Genomic DNA, 18,126 nt, shown 5'->3' on the forward strand with positions numbered 1-18,126 from the left:
CGCGCGATCATACCGGGACTGGTGAAATTTTGAACGACCATCCGCCAGTTTTTTTTCATCGCGGCCAAATCCGCCCGGATCGGCACGGCCCCTGCATTCATTCGACCATCCGGCAATTCCCTGGCGGCGATTCTCCGACACTCGGGGAAATCCACCGAACCAAGAGCCTGAACCGTCTGTCAGACCGTCTAGGCTCAGACAATTCCATGCTCGTTCGAGGTCTTATCAATGACTCAAGAACCACTTGTTCGCGAAGCCGAAGTTGCGGCATTTCGCGACGCCGTGTTGACCAAACTCACTTATGCCGTCGGCAAGGACCCGGATCATGCGTTTGATCACGACTGGTTCGAAGCCATCGCCCTTGCTGCGCGCGACCACATGGTCGAACACTGGATGGACCACACGCGACAGATCTACCGCAAGGGTCAGAAGCGCGTCTATTACCTCTCCCTGGAATTTCTCATCGGCCGCTTGCTCTACGACAGCCTGAGCAACCTCGGCTTGCTGGACACGGCGCGCGAGGCCCTGACCGAACTGGGCGTGGACCTGGAGCGTATCCGCCTGCTCGAGCCGGATGCGGCGTTGGGCAACGGTGGCCTTGGTCGCTTGGCCGCGTGTTTCATGGAAAGCATGTCGACCCTGGGCATTGCCGGCCACGGCTACGGTATTCGTTATGAACACGGCCTGTTCCGCCAAGCCATCGTTGACGGCTGGCAGCAGGAGCAGACCGAACACTGGCTGGATTTCGGCAACCCCTGGGAGTTCGAACGGCCGGAGGTGGTTTACCCGATCGGCTTTGGCGGCAGCGTCGAGACCGTGACCGATGACGCGGGCAAGACTCGGCAAGTCTGGACGCCGGGCGAAACCGTGCGGGCCATTGCCTATGACACGCCGGTGGTGGGCTGGCGCGGTGCCAGCGTCAACACCCTGCGCCTGTGGCGTGCCCGGGCCATGGAAGAGCTGCACCTGGAACGCTTCAATGCCGGCGATCACTTGGGCGCGGTGGCGGAAGTGGCCCGGGCCGAAAGTATTTCCCGCGTGCTGTACCCGGCCGACAGCACCGAGGCGGGCCAGGAACTGCGCTTGCGCCAGGAATACTTCTTCGTGGCCGCCTCGCTGCAGGACTTGCTGCGCCGTCATCGCAACATGCACACCTCGGTGCTGACCCTGGGCGACCACGCCGCGATCCAGCTCAACGACACTCACCCGTCCATTGCCGTGGCCGAGTTGATGCGGCAATTGGTGGATGTCTACGACGTGGCTTGGGACGCGGCCTGGCAGATCACTCAGGACACGCTGTCCTACACCAACCACACGCTGCTGCCCGAAGCCCTGGAAACCTGGTCGGTGGGGTTGATGGAGCGCATGCTGCCCCGGCACATGCAGATCATCTACCTGATCAACGCCCAGCACATCGATTCGCTGCGGGCCAAGGGCGTGCACGATTTCGATGTGCTGCGCTCGGTTTCGCTGATCGAAGAGGACAATGGCCGCCGGGTGCGCATGGGTAACCTGGCATTCCTCGGTTCCCACAGTGTCAACGGCGTGTCCGGGCTGCATACCCAGTTGATGCGCAGCACGGTGTTTTCCGAGTTGCACAAGCTCTATCCGGAGCGAATCAACAACAAGACCAACGGCATCACCTTCCGCCGCTGGTTGTTCCAGGCCAACTCCGAATTGACCTCGATGATGGTCGACGCCCTCGGCCCGAGCGTGCTCGACAACCCCGAGGAACGCTTGATCGAGCTGGAACCGTTCGCCGACAAGCCAGCGTTTCGCAAACAGTTTGCCGAGCAGCGCTTGCACAGCAAGAAGGCCCTGGCCTACTTGATCCACGAGCGGCTGGGGATTGCCGTGAACCCGGCGGCGATGTTCGACGTGCAGGTCAAGCGGATCCATGAATACAAGCGCCAGTTGCTCAACCTGATGCACACCGTGGCGCTGTACCAGGCGATCCGCGCCGAGCCGGAAGTGGACTGGGTGCCGCGGGTGAAGATCTTCGCCGGCAAGGCTGCCGCCAGTTACCACCAGGCCAAGCTGATCATCAAACTGACCAACGACATCGCCCGGGTGGTGAACAACGACCCGACCGTGCGCGGCCTGCTCAAAGTGGTGTTCCTGCCCAACTACAACGTCAGCCTGGCCGAAAGCATCATTCCGGCGGCGGACCTGTCGGAGCAGATCTCCACGGCCGGTTTCGAAGCGTCAGGCACCAGCAACATGAAGTTCGGCCTCAACGGTGCGCTGACCATCGGTACCATGGACGGCGCCAACGTGGAGATGCATGAGCGCATTGGTGGTGAACATATGTTCATCTTCGGCCTGACTTCCGAGCAGGTGGAAGCGCGCAAGCAAAACGGTGAATTCAGCGCCGCGCCGGACATTGCCGCGTCCCATCGACTCAACGACGTATTGCAGGCGATTCGCGGCGGGGTGTTCTCGCCGGATGATCCGATGCGCTACGCCGGGCTCGTGGACTCGCTGGTGGACTATGACCGCTTTCTGGTCTGCGCCGACTTCGACTCCTACTGGAACGCCCAGGCCAAGGTCGAAGAGCGTTGGCATGACTCCAAGCAATGGTGGCGTTCGGCGGTGCTCAACACTGCGCGCATGGGCTGGTTCTCCTCGGACCGGACCATCCGTGAATACGCGACCGACATCTGGAAGGCCTTGGAGTAGCGTTTGCTGCAAGAAATGTGAGCGAAGCCCAACGGCGGTTGGGCTTCGTCGATATACTAGGCGCCAGTTTCGCCGGGCTGTGATGTGGCCGGACTCAATTATTGGCAGCGCCGATATTCCAATGTGGGAGCGGGCTGTGTGGGAGCAAGGCTTGCCCGCGATGAAAACGCCGCGGTTTCTTGAGGACCGCAGCGCCTGGATCGCGAGCAAACCTTGCTCCCACACAGCCCGCTCCCACAGGGTTTGGGGGTTTCCACTAGACTGATCCAGGCATCGCATCACCACGGTTACGCCCGCAACGGGCTGCTTAGGGATATCGACCATGCAATGGATCTTGACGCTGTTGGGCCTGGCACTCGGCTGGGTGGTGGACGAGTCGTTCGCCGATGCGCTGATAGGCGCGTTGGTGGGGCTTGGCATCGCCCAATCGTTTCGGCTGGGCCGGTTGGGTGTCCAGGCGGCCAAGCAACAGATCTTATTGCAAGAAGCCCAACAGAGCTTGCTCACGCTGGAGGCGCGCCTGGCAGTGCTTGAGCGTGGGACCGTTGCCGCACCGAGTGAGCCAGCGCCAGCGCCCAAGGTTGTCGTGCCCCAGGCCGCGACGCCCGAGACGCGCACGACGTCTGAGCTCATCTGGGAGTTGCCGCCCGACCTCGAACCCGTTCCCGCGATGGCCACCCAGGCCAGCCAGCCATTGCCCGATGACGTTTGGAAACCCGCGCCAACCACGTCCAGTGGGCGTGCCGATCGCGACTTCGCGCCGTTGCCCCTGGAACCGATGGCTTCGAAACCCGCGTCTCCCCGTGGCCCGAATTTGTTCGACCGCGCCGTAATTGGTGCGCGCAACTGGCTGTTCGGCGGCAATACGGTGCTGCGGGTCGGCGTGGTGCTGTTGTTCCTCGGCCTGGCGTTTTTGCTGCGCTACGCCACCGAAGGCATGGTGGTGCCGATCGAATTGCGTTACGCCGGCGTCGCGGCCAGTGCGTTGGGCCTGTTGGGCCTGGGCTGGTGGTTGCGCCAGCGCAACAGCAGTTATGCGCTGATGCTCCAGGGCACGGGGATCGCCGTGCTGTACCTGACGGTGTTCGCGGCCATGCGCCTGCATCCGTTGCTCGATTCCAAGGCGGCCCTGGGCTTGCTGGTCGCGGTGACGGTGTTCTCGGCCATCCTGGCGATTACCCAGAACGCCCTGGGCCTGGCTGCGGCTGCGGCGCTGGGCGGGTTTGCCGCGCCGATCCTGACTTCCACCGGCAGTGGCAACCACGTCGCGCTGTTCAGCTATTTCATCCTGCTCAATGCCGGCATCCTCGCGATTGCCTGGTTCAAGGCCTGGCGCCTGCTCAACCTGATCGGCTTTGTCGGCACCTTCGGCATCGGTTTCGCCTGGGGCCTGCGCTCTTACGCGCCGGAACTGTTCTGGAGCACCGAGCCATTCCTGATTCTGTTCTTCCTGATGTACCTGGCGATTGGCTTGCTGTTCACCCGTCGCAAACTATTGGAAATGAGCGATGCCCCTGAAGACGCCAGCCGCGACGCGCTGCTGCACTGGTCGGCGCGCAAGGGCGATTATGTGGACGGCACCATGCTGTTCGGCCCGCCGTTGGTGGGCTTGGGCTTGCAGTTCGCGTTGGTGCAGCATCTGGAGTTCGCCGCTGCGTTCAGCGCCCTGGCCCTGGGCATGATCTACATGGGCCTGGCGCGGGTATTGATGGGCGGTCGCGCCTTGCTGCTGGCCGAAACCTGCCTGGCCCTGGGAGTGATTTTTGCCACCCTGGCGATCCCTTTGGGGCTCGATGCCCGTTGGACCGCTGCGGCGTGGGCCGTGGAAGGCGCGGGGATCTTCTGGTTGGGCCTGCGCCAGCAACGTCCACTCGCCCGGGCCTTTGCCTTGTTGCTGCAATTGGGCTCGGCACTGGCGTTCGTCAGCCAATTGCGTACCGGCGACGGCAGCCTGCTCGATGGTTCAGCGCTGGGTGCGTTGATGCTCGGCGGCGCCTTGCTGTTCACCTTTTACCAACTGCGCAAGGCTGAGCCTGAACATACCGCAGGTTGGGAGCGCCAAGGCCTGCCGGTGCTGGCTGTGCTGGGATTGAGTTTTCTCTATCTTCTGGCACCGCTGTTCTTCTTCACCTACGGCACCGCCATCGCCTGGGCCCTGGCCGGTTTGGCGACACTGTTTGTGGGCCTGCGCTTGCAATCGCGCAGTTTCCTGTTCACTGCATTTGCGGTGCAATTGCTTGGCGGCGCGCTGTTCCTGTTGCGCTTGCAAGGCGCCGAGGTGGATTCGACGGCGGTGTTCAGTGCCGGCTGGAACGGTTTGCTCAGTGCCTCGCTGATCGGCCTGGCGCTGATTGGCGGCATGTTGCTGGCGGCACGTGACGACATGGTGCGCAGCGATGGCCGGTTGCTGCGCGGCTTGTCGGTGGTGTTGCTGGCGGGGCTGGTGCTGATCAATCTTGCGGTGCTGTTCGTCCTGTCGTGGCAAACGGCGAGCGGTGTATGGGCGGCCAGCGGCCTGTTGATCATCTGGCTGAGCCTGTACCTGAAACAACGCGTGAGCTTTGTCTTCGGCCTGCTGCTGCAATTGCTTGGTGGTGCGGCGTTCTTGACGGCGGAGCCGGCGCTGTTGGGGCCGCTCGACGCCGAGGATCTGCGGCCCCTGGCCCATAGCGGTTTCTGGACGCCGCTGGTGCTGGGGCTGGCAGCGCTGGTGGGCGCATGGCGCCTGCAACGGGCACACGCGGCGCAGGAGCTCGAGGCCTTGAGCTTGCAGCGCTTGTCCGAGCTGCTGCTGATCTGGGGCGCCGGTTGGTGGGCGCTGGCGTGGACCAGCGAAGTATTGCGCTTTGCCCCGGCGAACCTGCAAGGCAGCTGGCTGCTGATGGTTGCGGCGATCAGCGTGGCGGTGGGGGCGGTCTTGGCGCTGCGCTTGAAATGGCCGGCGCTGGGGCTGCTGTGCACCTTGCTGATTCCGGCGGCGGGCTGCGTGCTCGTTGCGACTGGGCACAGCCGCTATCACCCGGCGGCGGACTTTGGCTGGCTGGCCTGGACGGTGGTGTTTGCCGTGCATTTGCTATCGCTCAAGCGCCTGGCCGCGACGCTGCCGGCCCAGGCGCGCAGCACAGCCCATGTGCTCGGTTGCTGGTTGCTGATCGGCGTGCTGGCGCTGGAGCTGCGTTATAGCCTGCTGTTGTTGTCCGAGCAGTACAACGCCTGGCGCTGGCTGGGCTGGGCGATCCTGCCGAGCCTTTACCTGGTGCTGATGGCCGCTGCGCGCGCCTGGCCGTGGCCGATATCGGCCCAAACGCGCGAATACCGTATCTACGCGGCGGCGCCCCTGGCGCTGTTGATGCTCGGTTGGTTCTGGCTGGCCAATACCTTCAGCGACGGTACCGCCGAACCCTTGCCTTATGTGCCGCTGGTCAACCCGTTGGAGCTGGGCCTGCTGTTTGCCTTGTTCGGTGTCTATGTGTGGGCACGCAGTGCGCTGGCGCAACTGGCGATCCGTTGGGCCCATGCCGAGCACGTTGCCCAGTTGATCGCCGGTGTGTCGCTGTTCGCGTTCTTCACCGCCCTGGTGATGCGCAGTGCCCACCATTGGATCGGCGTGCCATTCGAACTGGATGCGCTGCTCGAGTCGATGTTCGTACAGGCTGGGCTGTCCATTGTCTGGACCCTGATCGCCCTGGGCCTGATGATCGGTGGGCATCTGCGCCATCGCCGTGAAGTGTGGCTGATTGGCGCGGCGTTGATCGCCGTGGTCGTGGCCAAGTTGTTCTTTGTCGAATTGAGTAACCGTGGCGGTCTGGCGCGGATCGTGTCGTTTATCGGCGTAGGCGTGTTGCTGCTGGTAGTGGGCTATTTTGCGCCGCTGCCGCCCAAGCGCCCGGAGACGGTCGCGCAGGATGAGCCGCCGATGCCTGTCAGTGAGGGAGTGTCGTCTTGAGTCGCAAGTTGAGTCGGATCGGGCTGGGTATGGTCGGATTGTGGGTGGCATTGTCGGCTATGGCCCAGGAGCAACCGGCGGATTTTGCCCATCGGGTGCCATTGGCCTTGAGCGGCGAAGGGCCGTGGTATCGCCTCCCATTGCCCCTGGACGTGCAGTTGCAGGCGCGGCAGACCGACCTGAGCGACCTGCGGGTCTTCAACGCGGCTGGCCAGGCCCAGGCCTACGCTTTGGTGCGCGAATCGGCCCAGAGCCGGGAAAACCGCAGCCTCACCGACGTGAAGTGGTTCCCGTTGTACAACGCTGCCGATGACAACGAGCGCGCGCCCAGTGTGCGGGTGCAATCGAACGCCAACGGCACCCTGGTGCAAGTCCAGCCCTCCAGCCGGCTCGAAGCAGGGGAGGAGGAGTTGCGTGGCTGGTTGTTGGATGCCAGCGCGATCAAGGCACCGTTGCAGCAGTTGGTCCTCGACTGGACCAGTGAGCGCGACGGTTTCCAGCGGTTCACCATCGAAGCCAGTGATGATTTGCAGCACTGGCAGTCGTGGGGTGAAGGCCAGGTGGCGCGCTTGATCTTTGCCGATGAGCGGGTCGAGCAGCATGAAGTGAGCTTGCCGGGGCAATCGGCGCGTTACCTGCGGTTATTGTGGGATTCGCCGTCCTCCGCGCCGATCCTGACCTCGGTCCAACTGCAAAGCGCCAGCCGCGAAAGCCTGCCGTTGCCGCTGGCCTGGTCGCCGCCGTTGGCCGGCAGCACCGTGAAGGCCGGCGAATACACCTGGCAGTTGCCCATGGGGCTGAACATCGAGCAGGTGCAGATCGAGTTGAGCCAGGCCAACAGCCTGGCGCCGGTGACCCTGAGCGGTCGCCGTGAAAGCAGCCATCCGTGGCAACCGCTGGGCAGCGGCTTGCTCTATCGCCTGACGCAGAATGGCCAGGATGTGCTGCAAAACCAATTGCAACTGTCTGGCCAGACCGTGCAGCAATTGAAACTGACCGTGGACGAGCGTGGCGGCGGCCTGGGCAACGAAGCCCCGGCCCTGCGCTTTGCCGTGCGTACGACCCAGGTGGTGTTCCTGGCGCGCGGCGAAGGGCCCTACAGCCTGGCCCTGGGCAGTGCGACAGTGAAAGCGGCCAGCTTGCCCTTGACCACGCTGGTGCCCGACTACAAGCCGTCGCGCCTGGCGACGCTGGGTGCCGCGACCGTGAACGGCGCGGCCCCGTCGACGTCGGCCCCGGCAACCGCGCCGGCGACGGTCGATACCAACTGGAAGAAAATCGGTTTGTGGGCGGTGCTGCTGCTCAGCGTGCTGTTCCTCGCGGCGATGGCGTTCAGCCTGTTGCGCAAGCCACCGGCCAAATCCCCGTAGGAGCTGTCGAGCGAAGCGAGGCTGCGATCTTGTCCCAGACAATTGAATCTTGAGTGAAAGGATCAAGATCAAAAGATCGCAGCCTCGCTTCGCTCGACAGCTCCTACACGGGTTGGCAGGCCCGGATATGAACTCAATCCACCATTCCCCGTCTCATAGGAGGAATTAAGTCCCGACTCGCGCTAAACTGCGCTGGTTTTTCCGCCCCCTATTCTTCGGAGCCGTCCATGTCCCGCGTTACCTTGAGTCGCTATTTGATTGAGCAGACCCGCAGCAACAACACCCCTGCCGATCTGCGCTTTTTGATCGAAGTGGTGGCGCGTGCGTGCAAGGAGATCAGCCACGCCGTCTCCAAAGGCGCGCTGGGTGGTGTCCTGGGCAGCATGGGCACCGAGAACGTGCAGGGCGAAGTGCAGAAGAAGCTCGACGTGCTGTCCAACGAAATCCTGCTCGAAGCCAACGAATGGGGCGGCCACCTGGCCGGCATGGCGTCCGAAGAAATGGACAATGCCTACCAGATCCCGGGCAAATACCCCAAGGGTGCCTACCTGCTGGTGTTCGACCCACTGGACGGTTCGTCGAACATCGACATCAACGCACCGGTTGGCACCATCTTCTCGGTACTGCGCTGCCCGAACGAGTACCTGAGCCAGAACGAAGCCTTGAATGAAAAGGCCTTCCTGCAGCCAGGCACCGAGCAGGTCGCTGCCGGTTATGCCATCTACGGCCCTCAGACCATGCTGGTGCTGACCCTGGGCGACGGCGTCAAGGGCTTTACCCTGGACCGCGAGATGGGCAGCTTCGTCCTGACACACGAAGACATCACCATTCCTGAGAGCACCCAGGAATTCGCGATCAACATGTCCAACCAGCGTCACTGGGAAGCCCCGGTGCAACGCTACGTTGCAGAGTTGCTGGCGGGTGAAGAAGGCCCGTTGAAAAAGAACTACAACATGCGTTGGGTCGCCGCGATGGTTGCCGATGTGCACCGCATCCTGACCCGTGGCGGTCTGTTCATGTACCCGCGCGACAGCCGTGAGCCGTCCAAGCCGGGCAAACTGCGCCTGATGTACGAAGCCAACCCGATGTCGTTCCTGGTGGAACAGGCTGGCGGTGCCTCCACCGACGGCCATCAGCGCATCCTCGATATCAAGCCCGAAGGCCTGCACCAGCGCGTGGCGGTGTTCCTCGGCTCGAAAGAAGAAGTGGCGCGCGCCACGGCTTACCACAAGGAGTGAATCATGGCCGAGCCCTGGCAGCCGTTGCTCGATTGGTGGTTTGGTTCAGCCAAGACACCAGACGAAATATCCGCTGACAAGGGCAAGCTGTGGTTTGGCAAAGGCCATGATCGCCAGGCGCAGGAGCGCTTTGGCGATCAGGTCGAGCTGGCACTGGCCGGCGGATTGACCGACTGGGCGCAACGCCCGCAAGGTTGGCTGGCCCTGGTGCTGCTACTGGACCAACTCCCGCGAATGATCTTTCGCGATACCCCCAAGGCCTTCTCCGGTGACCTGCGTGCCCAAGCGCTGGTGGCCCAGGGCATGGCAGCGGGTTTCGACCGGCAACTCACACCGATCCAGCGCGTATTCATCTACCTGGTGCTCGAGCACTGCGAAAACCTGGCGGTGCAGAACGAAGCCGTGTCGCGGTTTATCGACCTGGTGCGAGAACAACCGGAGGCGCAGCGGGCGGTGTTTGAAGACAACCTGGATTATGCCGAGCGGCATCAGAAGATCATTGCCCGGTTTGGGCGCTTTCCTCATCGCAATGCGGTGTTGGGGCGGGAGTCCACGGCTGAGGAAATCGAGTTTTTGAACAGGCCTGGGTCCAGGTTCTGATTTTGCTGTGAGGCTGATGCCGCTATCGCGAGCAAGCTCGCACACACTGGATTTCCATTCGCTGACAGTCCTGTGGGAGCGAGCTCGCTCGCGATGGGGCCTTCCAGACTAGATCCGGAAACTACCCACCAACTGCTTCAACCGCGCCGCCTGCTGTTCCAGGTCGGCACAGGCCCGCAAGGTGGCTTGCAGGTTTTCCACGCCTTCCTGGTTCAGGGTGTTGATCTCGGTGATGTCGACGTTGATCGACTCCACCACGGCGGTCTGTTCTTCGGTGGCGGTGGCCACGGACTGGTTCATGCCATCGATTTCACCAATACGCTGGGTCACGCTGCCCAGGCGTTCGCCGGCCTGGTTGGCGATGCTGACGCTGCCTTCGCTCTGGCGCTGGCTATCGGTCATGGTCAGTACCGCTTCCCGGGCGCCGACTTGCAACTCTTCGATCATTTTCTGCACTTGCTGCGCCGAATCCTGGGTGCGGTGGGCCAGGTTGCGCACTTCATCGGCCACTACTGCGAAGCCGCGTCCGGCTTCACCCGCCCGGGCGGCTTCGATGGCGGCGTTGAGGGCGAGCAGGTTGGTCTGCTGGGAAATGCTGGTGATCACCTCAAGAATCTGGCCGATGTTCACCGTGTTGCTGTTCAAGGTTTCGATGTTGCCGCACGAATCGCTGATCTTGGCCGACAGCTGTTGCATGGCCGCGATGGTCTTATCCACCACGTGCTGGCCATCTTCGGCCAGGTTGCGGGCTTCGCTGGAATGCTGTGAGGCGAGGGCGGCGTTCTGGGCGATTTCCTGGGCGGCGGCGCCGAGCTGGTTGATGGCCGCGGCCACGCTGCTGGTGCGCGAAGCCTGCTGGTCGGAATTGAACATCGACGAGTTGGACGCGCTGACCACGCGCAGGGCGACTTCGTTGACCTGCCCGGTGGCCGAAGCCACTTCACGGATCGAGGTATGAATGCGCTCGACAAACCGGTTGAACGACGTACCCAGCGCACCGAACTCGTCGTGGCCATGGATGACCAGGCGCCGGGTCAGGTCGCCTTCGCCTTCGGCGATGTCATGCATGGCGCGGCCCATGGCCAGCAGCGGCTGCATCAGCACACGGATCAACAGGCCGAGCAGGGCGATGATGAACACCACGGCAATGACCATGGCGATCAGTGCCGAAGTACGGAACTCGCTGAGCATCGCCAGCGCGGTGTCCTTGTCGAGCACCAGCGCCACGTACCAGTCGGCTCCCGGCACGCCGTTGACGTGGGTGAAGGAGATGAATTGGGTCTTGCCGTCGAGATCGACTTCTTTCACGCCCGGGCTGATCTGAGGCGCGCCGTTAGGGTAGGCCTCGGCCAGGGTCTTGAGCACGCGCTTGCTGTCGGGGTGGATCAGGATCTTGCCGTCGGCGCTGACGATGAACGCGTGGCCGTGGCCGCCGAAGTTCAGCGAGTTGATGATGGCGCTGACGCTGGACAGGTCGATGTCCGCACCGGCCACGCCGATCATCTGGTTCTGGTGTTGCACCGGGGTGGCGACGGTGATCACCAGCTTGCCCGACGAGGCGGCGATGTAGGGTTCGGTGACGATGGTTTGCTGTGCGCTGTTGGCGGCCTTGTACCAGCCACGGGCGCGCGGGTCGTAATCGGCGGCGCGATTGCCGGCCGGTACCGAGAACATCACGCCGTCGGTGCCGCCAAAATAGCTGAGCTGGAAATTGCCGGTGTAGGCCGGCAGGCCCACGGCGCGCTTGAGGCTGTCGGCACTGCTGCCGTCCACGGCGATCTGTTGGGCCAGCGATTGCAGCAACTGGATGCGGCCGTCGACCCACGTCTGGATGTTGCGGCTGGTCAGGCTGCCGAGCTCCTGCATGGAGGTCTCGGTGCTGGTGTTCAAGCTCTGACGTTGACGATAGTCGTTGAACAGGATGAAACAGGCGAATGCAACGGCCACCACGAGGGCGGCAGCCAACAGGATTTTATGGCTGAATTTCATGTTTCTGGTCATTAATAACACTACCGCGGAGGGACGGGTCAGGACGGGGCGCCAATTTGCCATAACGCAGTCGATTGCGCTGTTTCTTTTTATCGGCGCAGGAACCCGTCTCATCAATCATCAGCGATTCATTGCGACGAAATGCACGACGCTGTCACAAACCGGGTGTTTCATCGTTGAAACACTTGTCGAGGCCCAATAAATACTGGGGCCGTCAGGGAACCAGATAGGGGTTTTCTCTTCTAAGCTTCTGGTTGGCACCTGCCACCCCCCTTCCGTTCCAGGAGTTACACCATGTCGCTGCGATCTATCGCCTTGTTGTTTGTGTGCGTCGTATTGACTGCATGCAGCAAGGTCAACCAGGAAAACTACTCGAAACTGTCGGCTGGCATGCCCAAGTCCGAAGTCGAATCGTTGCTGGGGAAACCGACCGATTGTTCAGGCGCGCTCGGCATGTCCAGCTGCACCTGGGGCGACCAGAAAAGCTTTATCAGCGTGCAGTACGCCGGTGACAAAGTGTTGATGTTTTCCGGCCAAGGCCTGAAGTAAACCGAGGCCAGAGGCCTGCGGGAGAAAAATAATGATGCGGTTAGTTTTTGTGCTTTTGGCCGGCCTGGTTTTGGCTGGCTGTGCCACTTCTGGCGAAGATCCGTTGGCGCCCAAGACGGTCAACAGCGTCAACCTCAAGCGTTACCAAGGGACCTGGTACGAGTTGGCCCGTCTACCGATGTACTTCCAGCGCAACTGCGCGCAATCGGAAGCGCACTACACCCTCAAACCTGACGGCAATATGGATGTGTTCAACCGCTGCCTGACCTCGGACTGGCAGTGGGAAGAAGCCAGGGGCACCGCCTCGCCGCAGGTGCCGGGCAAGACCGACAAGCTGTGGGTCGAGTTCGACAACTGGTTTTCGCGGATCGTGCCGGGCGTGGCGAAAGGGCAATACTGGGTGTTGTACGTCAGCGATGACTACAAGACCGCCATCGTCGGCGACCCAAGCCGTCGCTACATGTGGCTGCTGTCCCGTACACCGACCGTCAATAGCATCGTGCGCGAGGAGCTGCTGAGCAAGGCGCGCCAGCAGGGCTACGACACGACACGTCTGATCTGGCGCGCGTCGGATCGACAGATGGCCAAGACCTCGGACTGATTGCCTCCCGAGAACCAATGTGGGAGCGAGCTTGCTCGCGATGACGGACTTTCAATCAACCTCAGTGTTGAATGTGAAGGCCTCATCGCGAGCAAGCTCGCTCCCACATTTTTTATCCGCGTCAGCCTAAAAGTTCGCGCAGTACCTGGGTAAATGCCCGGGCACTTTCCTCTTCCCCGGCATGCCGCCCATCGCGCACCACCCACCGTCCGCCGACCATCACATCGCGCACCTGGCGATCGCCGCCGGCAAACAGCCAGCGATTGAGGATCCCGTCGCCCTGGGCCGTGGCCAGGTACGGGTCGCAGCCATCGAGCACCAGCCAGTCGGCGCGCTTGCCGATTTCGAGGGCGCCGATCGGTTGCCCCAGGGCCTGGGCGCCGCCTTCCAGCGCGGCATCAAACAAGGTGCGGCCGACCATCGGCTGATCCGCTCGATGCACGCGGTTGCGCCGTTGATCCCGCAGCCGCTGGCCATATTCCAGCCAACGCAATTCTTCGACCACGCTCAGTGATACATGGCTGTCGGAGCCGATCCCCAGGCGCCCGCCCTGGGCGAGGAAATCCACGGCCGGGAAAATCCCATCCCCCAGGTTGGCTTCGGTGGTCAGGCACAGGCCGGCAATCGCCCGGCTCCTGGCCATGAGGCTGACTTCCTGGGCGTTGGCGTGGGTGGCGTGGACCAGGCACCAGCGCGAGTCGACTTCGGTGTTTTCGTACAGCCATTGCAGTGGACGGGCGCCGCTCCAGCTCAGGCAGTCGTCGACTTCCTTCTGCTGCTCGGCGATGTGGATGTGCACCGGGCAATCACGGTCACTGGCGGCCAGCACGTCCTGGATCTGCCCGGGTGTCACGGCGCGCAACGAGTGGAAGCACAAGCCCAGGGCCTGGGACGGTTGCCCGGCCAGGATTGGCTGCAAGCGGGACTGGAGCTTCAAGTAGTTTTCGGTGCTGTTGATGAACCGGCGCTGCCCGTCATTGGGCGTCTGGCCGCCAAAACCTGAATGGCTGTAGAGCACCGGCAGCAGTGTCAGGCCGATGCCGGCGGCGCTGGCGGCATGGCTGATGCGCAAGGCCAGCTCCGCCGGGTCGGCGTAGGGCGTGCCGTCGGTGTCGTGGTGTACGTAGTGGAATTCGGCGACCGAGGTGTAGCCGGCCTTGAGCATTTCGATGTACAGCTGGCGGGCGATGATGCCGAGTTGGTCGGGGCTGATTTTTCCGACAAGGCGATACATCAAGTCGCGCCAGGTCCAGAAACTGTCGTTGGGATTGCCCGCCACTTCTGCCAGCCCGGCCATGGCCCGTTGGAAGGCGTGGGAGTGCAGGTTCGGCATGCCCGGCAACAGCGCACCGCCCAGCCGTTCGGCACCGTCTGCGTGGGAACCGGCCTGGATATGGGTCAGGACGCCTTTGGCATCGACCTCGAGACGTACATCATGGGCCCATCCACTAGGCAGCAGCGCGCGTTCGGCAAAGAAGGCGGACATGGTTCAACCTCATCGTGCGTAATTTGTATATACATATACAGACGTTTGCCTGGCCGGTAAACTCCGGCAAGCTAGCAACCTTATCCGCAGAACAGGGAACCGCCGTGCCGACTCCGCCTGCCAAACCGCCGCTGGCCGCAAACATGGGTGACAGTCCGGCACCCCTGTACGCCCGCGTCAAACAGATGATTACCCAGCAGATCGACAGTGGGAACTGGCCGCCGCATTACCGCGTGCCGTCGGAAAGCGAACTGGTCAGCCAACTGGGCTTCAGTCGCATGACCATCAACCGTGCGCTGCGGGAAATGACCGCCGACGGCCTGTTGGTGCGCATGCAGGGTGTCGGCACCTTCGTGGCCGAGCCCAAGAGCCAGTCCGCATTGTTCGAAGTGCATAACATCGCCGACGAAATCGCCTCCCGTGGCCATCGCCACACTTGCAAGGTCATCACCCTGGAAGAAGAGGCGGCCGGTTCCGAGCGGGCCCTGGCCCTGGACATGCGCGAAGGCCAGAAGGTGTTCCATTCGCTGATCGTGCATTTCGAGAACGACATCCCCGTGCAAATCGAGGACCGTTTCGTCAATGCACTGGTGGCGCCGGACTACCTCAAGCAGGACTTCACCGTGCAAACCCCCTATGCCTATCTGAATCAGGTCGCGCCGTTGACCGAGGGCGAGCATGTGGTCGAGGCGATCCTGGCCGAGCCGAACGAATGCAGGCTGTTGCAGATCGAAAGGGGCGAGCCGTGCCTGTTGATCCGCCGCCGTACCTGGTCCGGACGCCAGCCGGTGACCGCCGCACGCCTGATCCATCCGGGGTCGCGTCACAGTCTGGAAGGGCGCTTTCATAAATGAGCCAGTTGAAGGTTTTACGCGCGGCAGACTACCCACGCATGCCGTGGAAAAACGGTGGCGGCAGCACCGAAGAAATCACCCGTGATGCCGGCACCGGCCTGGAAGGTTTCGGTTGGCGGCTGTCGATTGCCGATATCGGTGAGTCGGGCGGGTTTTCCACTTTTGCCGGTTACGAGCGGGTCATCAGTGTCTTGCAGGGAGACGGCATGACGCTGAACGTCGATGGCCAGGCCACGCGGGCTTTGCATCCGCTGGACCCTTTTGCGTTCAGCGGCCAGAGCCATGTGTATTGCACGCTGCTGGGCGGGCCGATTCGCGACTTCAACCTGATCTACGCGCCGCAGCGTTACCGCGCACGGTTGCAGTGGCTGGGCGGCCAGCAGCGGTTTTTCAGCGAGGCGCAAACGGTGCTGGTGTTCAGTGCGGCTCCGGGATTGGCCGTCAAGATCGGTGAGTCCGCCGTGGGCTTGGGCCTCTACGACTGTTTACAACTGAGCGGTAACACCGGGCTGGTGAACATTTCCACCCACGGCCAATGCTGCGTGATCGAGCTGACGGCCCGCTGAATCGGCTTCACTCACCTTGTGGCGAGGGGATTTATCCCCGTTGGGCTGCGAAGCAGCCCTGAATCCAGACACCTAGATACATCAGGAAAAACGTAGGGAGTCGCTTCGCGACCCAGCGGGGATAAATCCCCTCGCCACAAAAGCTCACCTGATTGTTCCTTCCGTGCGCACCAACTTGTTACCGAATGCCCCAGCGTGGCGCAATACCACGCTTCTGTGCCCCTCCGATTTCCCCCTCGATAACCCTCTTCAAAAATTTCATGCAGCTCAGCAACCCTTAAATCACAAGGCTTTCAGCCAATTCCCCAACCATTTCTGAACACCGCCGCCAACAAGTTGGCCGCTTGATTGCATATGCTTGTACATACAAGTAAAGACGTATGCGTATGAGTCACCGATATTCAACGCAACGTTCACTGAATCGCTGCCCACTGCCCGGGCTGGTCTGGATTGATCGCTGAGGAGTTTTTGCTGTGACCGACGCTACCCGCAAACCCGAAAAATACCGTGACGTTGAAATCCGTGCCCCTCGCGGTAACACGCTGACCGCCAAGAGCTGGCTGACTGAAGCGCCGTTGCGCATGCTGATGAACAACCTCGACCCGGAAGTGGCCGAGAACCCCAAGGAACTGGTGGTCTACGGTGGTATCGGTCGTGCGGCACGCAACTGGGAGTGCTACGACAAGATCGTCGAAAGCCTGACCCACCTGAACGACGACGAAACCCTGCTGGTGCAATCCGGCAAGCCGGTAGGGGTATTCAAGACCCACAGCAACGCCCCTCGCGTATTGATCGCCAACTCCAACCTGGTGCCGCACTGGGCCAGTTGGGAGCACTTCAACGAACTCGACGCCAAGGGCCTGGCCATGTACGGCCAGATGACCGCCGGCAGCTGGATCTACATCGGCAGCCAGGGCATCGTGCAAGGCACTTATGAAACCTTCGTCGAGGCCGGCCGCCAGCATTACGACTCCAACCTCAAGGGCCGTTGGGTCCTGACCGCCGGCCTGGGCGGCATGGGCGGTGCGCAACCGTTGGCCGCGACGCTGGCCGGTGCTTGTTCGCTGAACATCGAATGCCAACAGGTGAGCATCGATTTCCGCCTGAAAACCCGCTATGTCGATGAGCAAGCCACTGACCTGGACGACGCCCTGGCGCGCATCGAGAAATACACCGCCGAAGGCAAGGCGATTTCCATCGCGCTGTGTGGGAACGCTGCCGAGATCCTGCCGGAAATGGTCCGCCGTGGTGTACGCCCGGACATGGTCACCGACCAGACCAGCGCCCACGACCCCCTCAACGGCTACCTGCCGGCCGGCTGGACCTGGGACGAATACCGTGCCCGTGCCAAGACCGAGCCTGCCGCCGTGGTGAAGGCCGCCAAGCAATCGATGGCCGTCCACGTCAAAGCCATGCTGGCCTTCCAGAAAATGGGCGTGCCGACCTTCGACTACGGCAACAACATCCGCCAGATGGCCCAGGAAGAGGGCGTCGAAAATGCCTTCGATTTCCCAGGCTTCGTCCCGGCGTATATCCGTCCGCTGTTCTGCCGTGGCATTGGCCCGTTCCGCTGGGCTGCGCTGTCGGGTGACCCGCAGGACATCTACAAGACCGACGCCAAGGTCAAGGAACTGATCCCCGACGACGCCCACCTGCACAACTGGCTGGACATGGCCCGCGAGCGCATCAGCTTCCAGGGTCTGCCGGCACGTATCTGCTGGGTCGGCCTGGGCCAGCGCGCCAAGTTGGGCCTGGCGTTCAACGAGATGGTGCGCAGCGGCGAATTGTCGGCACCGATCGTCATCGGTCGCGACCACTTGGACTCCGGTTCCGTGGCCAGCCCCAACCGTGAAACCGAATCCATGCAGGACGGTTCCGATGCCGTCTCCGACTGGCCGCTGCTCAACGCCTTGCTCAACACTGCCAGCGGCGCGACCTGGGTGTCGCTGCACCACGGTGGCGGCGTCGGCATGGGCTTCTCCCAGCACTCGGGCATGGTCATCGTTTGCGACGGTACCGACGAAGCGGCCGAGCGCATTGCCCGTGTGCTGCACAACGACCCGGCCACGGGCGTGATGCGCCATGCCGATGCCGGCTACCAGATCGCCATTGATTGCGCCAAGGAACAGGGGCTGAACCTGCCGATGATTACCGGGTAGGAGCTGGCGAAGCCTGCGATCTTTTGATCTTGATCTTGGTCTCGATCTTTCGCTTGAGATTCAAGTGTCAGGGGAAAGATCGCAGCCTC

General features: G+C 62.3%; 12 protein-coding genes. 10 read left to right on the plus strand and 2 right to left on the minus strand.

What is annotated here, in order from left to right; translation table 11 throughout:
* The first annotated feature begins 228 nt into the window (after window positions 1–228).
* The 5 genes from GFU70_RS02065 to GFU70_RS02085 all read left to right on the plus strand — a co-directional run bounded on the left by GFU70_RS02065 (window position 229) and on the right by GFU70_RS02085 (window position 9,833).
* Window positions 229–2,679 carry a glycogen/starch/alpha-glucan phosphorylase gene (locus GFU70_RS02065; RefSeq protein WP_058546245.1) on the plus strand — a complete coding sequence of 817 codons (2,451 nt, stop codon included), beginning with the start codon at window positions 229–231 and terminating at the stop codon, window positions 2,677–2,679.
* Between the two features lie 322 nt (window positions 2,680–3,001).
* The gene (locus tag GFU70_RS02070) at window positions 3,002–6,625 is read left to right on the plus strand and encodes a DUF2339 domain-containing protein (protein WP_153387525.1); all 3,624 of its coding nucleotides are present in this window, start codon (window positions 3,002–3,004) and stop codon (window positions 6,623–6,625) included.
* Window positions 6,626–6,654: 29 nt separating this feature from the next.
* Window positions 6,655–7,995 carry a DUF3999 domain-containing protein gene (locus tag GFU70_RS02075; RefSeq protein WP_413468841.1) on the plus strand — a complete coding sequence of 447 codons (1,341 nt, stop codon included), beginning with the start codon at window positions 6,655–6,657 and terminating at the stop codon, window positions 7,993–7,995.
* A 227-nt stretch (window positions 7,996–8,222) separates the two neighbouring features.
* Window positions 8,223–9,233, plus strand: a complete 1,011-nt coding sequence (locus GFU70_RS02080) for a class 1 fructose-bisphosphatase (RefSeq protein WP_058546248.1) — start codon at window positions 8,223–8,225, stop codon at window positions 9,231–9,233.
* A gap of 3 nt (window positions 9,234–9,236) precedes the next feature.
* Window positions 9,237–9,833, plus strand: a complete 597-nt coding sequence (locus GFU70_RS02085) for a DUF924 family protein (protein ID WP_058546249.1) — start codon at window positions 9,237–9,239, stop codon at window positions 9,831–9,833.
* 108 nt (window positions 9,834–9,941) lie between these two features.
* Here the strand turns inward: GFU70_RS02085 and GFU70_RS02090 are convergent, their stop codons facing one another.
* Window positions 9,942–11,834: a methyl-accepting chemotaxis protein gene (locus tag GFU70_RS02090; RefSeq protein ID WP_196764469.1), complete on the minus strand. Its 1,893-nt coding sequence runs from the start codon at window positions 11,832–11,834 to the stop codon at window positions 9,942–9,944.
* A gap of 282 nt (window positions 11,835–12,116) precedes the next feature.
* Between GFU70_RS02090 and GFU70_RS02095 the strand changes: the two genes are divergently transcribed.
* Both GFU70_RS02095 and GFU70_RS02100 read left to right on the plus strand, forming a co-directional pair.
* The gene (locus tag GFU70_RS02095; protein ID WP_058545945.1) at window positions 12,117–12,371 is read left to right on the plus strand and encodes a hypothetical protein; all 255 of its coding nucleotides are present in this window, start codon (window positions 12,117–12,119) and stop codon (window positions 12,369–12,371) included.
* Between the two features lie 31 nt (window positions 12,372–12,402).
* Complete coding sequence (locus GFU70_RS02100) at window positions 12,403–12,972, plus strand: lipocalin family protein (protein WP_058545946.1); 570 nt, start codon at window positions 12,403–12,405, stop codon at window positions 12,970–12,972.
* 121 nt (window positions 12,973–13,093) lie between these two features.
* Here the strand turns inward: GFU70_RS02100 and GFU70_RS02105 are convergent, their stop codons facing one another.
* Window positions 13,094–14,458 carry a formimidoylglutamate deiminase gene (locus GFU70_RS02105; protein ID WP_153387527.1) on the minus strand — a complete coding sequence of 455 codons (1,365 nt, stop codon included), beginning with the start codon at window positions 14,456–14,458 and terminating at the stop codon, window positions 13,094–13,096.
* A gap of 143 nt (window positions 14,459–14,601) precedes the next feature.
* Here GFU70_RS02105 and hutC point away from each other — a divergent pair, with 143 nt between their 5' ends.
* The 3 genes from hutC to hutU all read left to right on the plus strand — a co-directional run bounded on the left by hutC (window position 14,602) and on the right by hutU (window position 18,037).
* Window positions 14,602–15,312 (plus strand): histidine utilization repressor, encoded by a 711-nt coding sequence (hutC, locus tag GFU70_RS02110; RefSeq protein WP_193034295.1) that lies wholly within the window; start codon window positions 14,602–14,604, stop codon window positions 15,310–15,312.
* Window positions 15,309–15,878 (plus strand): HutD family protein, encoded by a 570-nt coding sequence (locus GFU70_RS02115; protein ID WP_058545650.1) that lies wholly within the window; start codon window positions 15,309–15,311, stop codon window positions 15,876–15,878. Before hutC ends, GFU70_RS02115 begins: the two co-directional genes overlap by 4 nt.
* Before the next feature lie 473 nt (window positions 15,879–16,351).
* Window positions 16,352–18,037: a urocanate hydratase gene (hutU, locus tag GFU70_RS02120; RefSeq protein WP_064106964.1), complete on the plus strand. Its 1,686-nt coding sequence runs from the start codon at window positions 16,352–16,354 to the stop codon at window positions 18,035–18,037.
* The last annotated feature ends 89 nt before the right edge of the window (window positions 18,038–18,126 follow it).

This window comes from Pseudomonas brassicacearum (genome assembly GCF_009601685.2).
Lineage (GTDB): Bacteria > Pseudomonadota > Gammaproteobacteria > Pseudomonadales > Pseudomonadaceae > Aquipseudomonas > Aquipseudomonas kilonensis_B.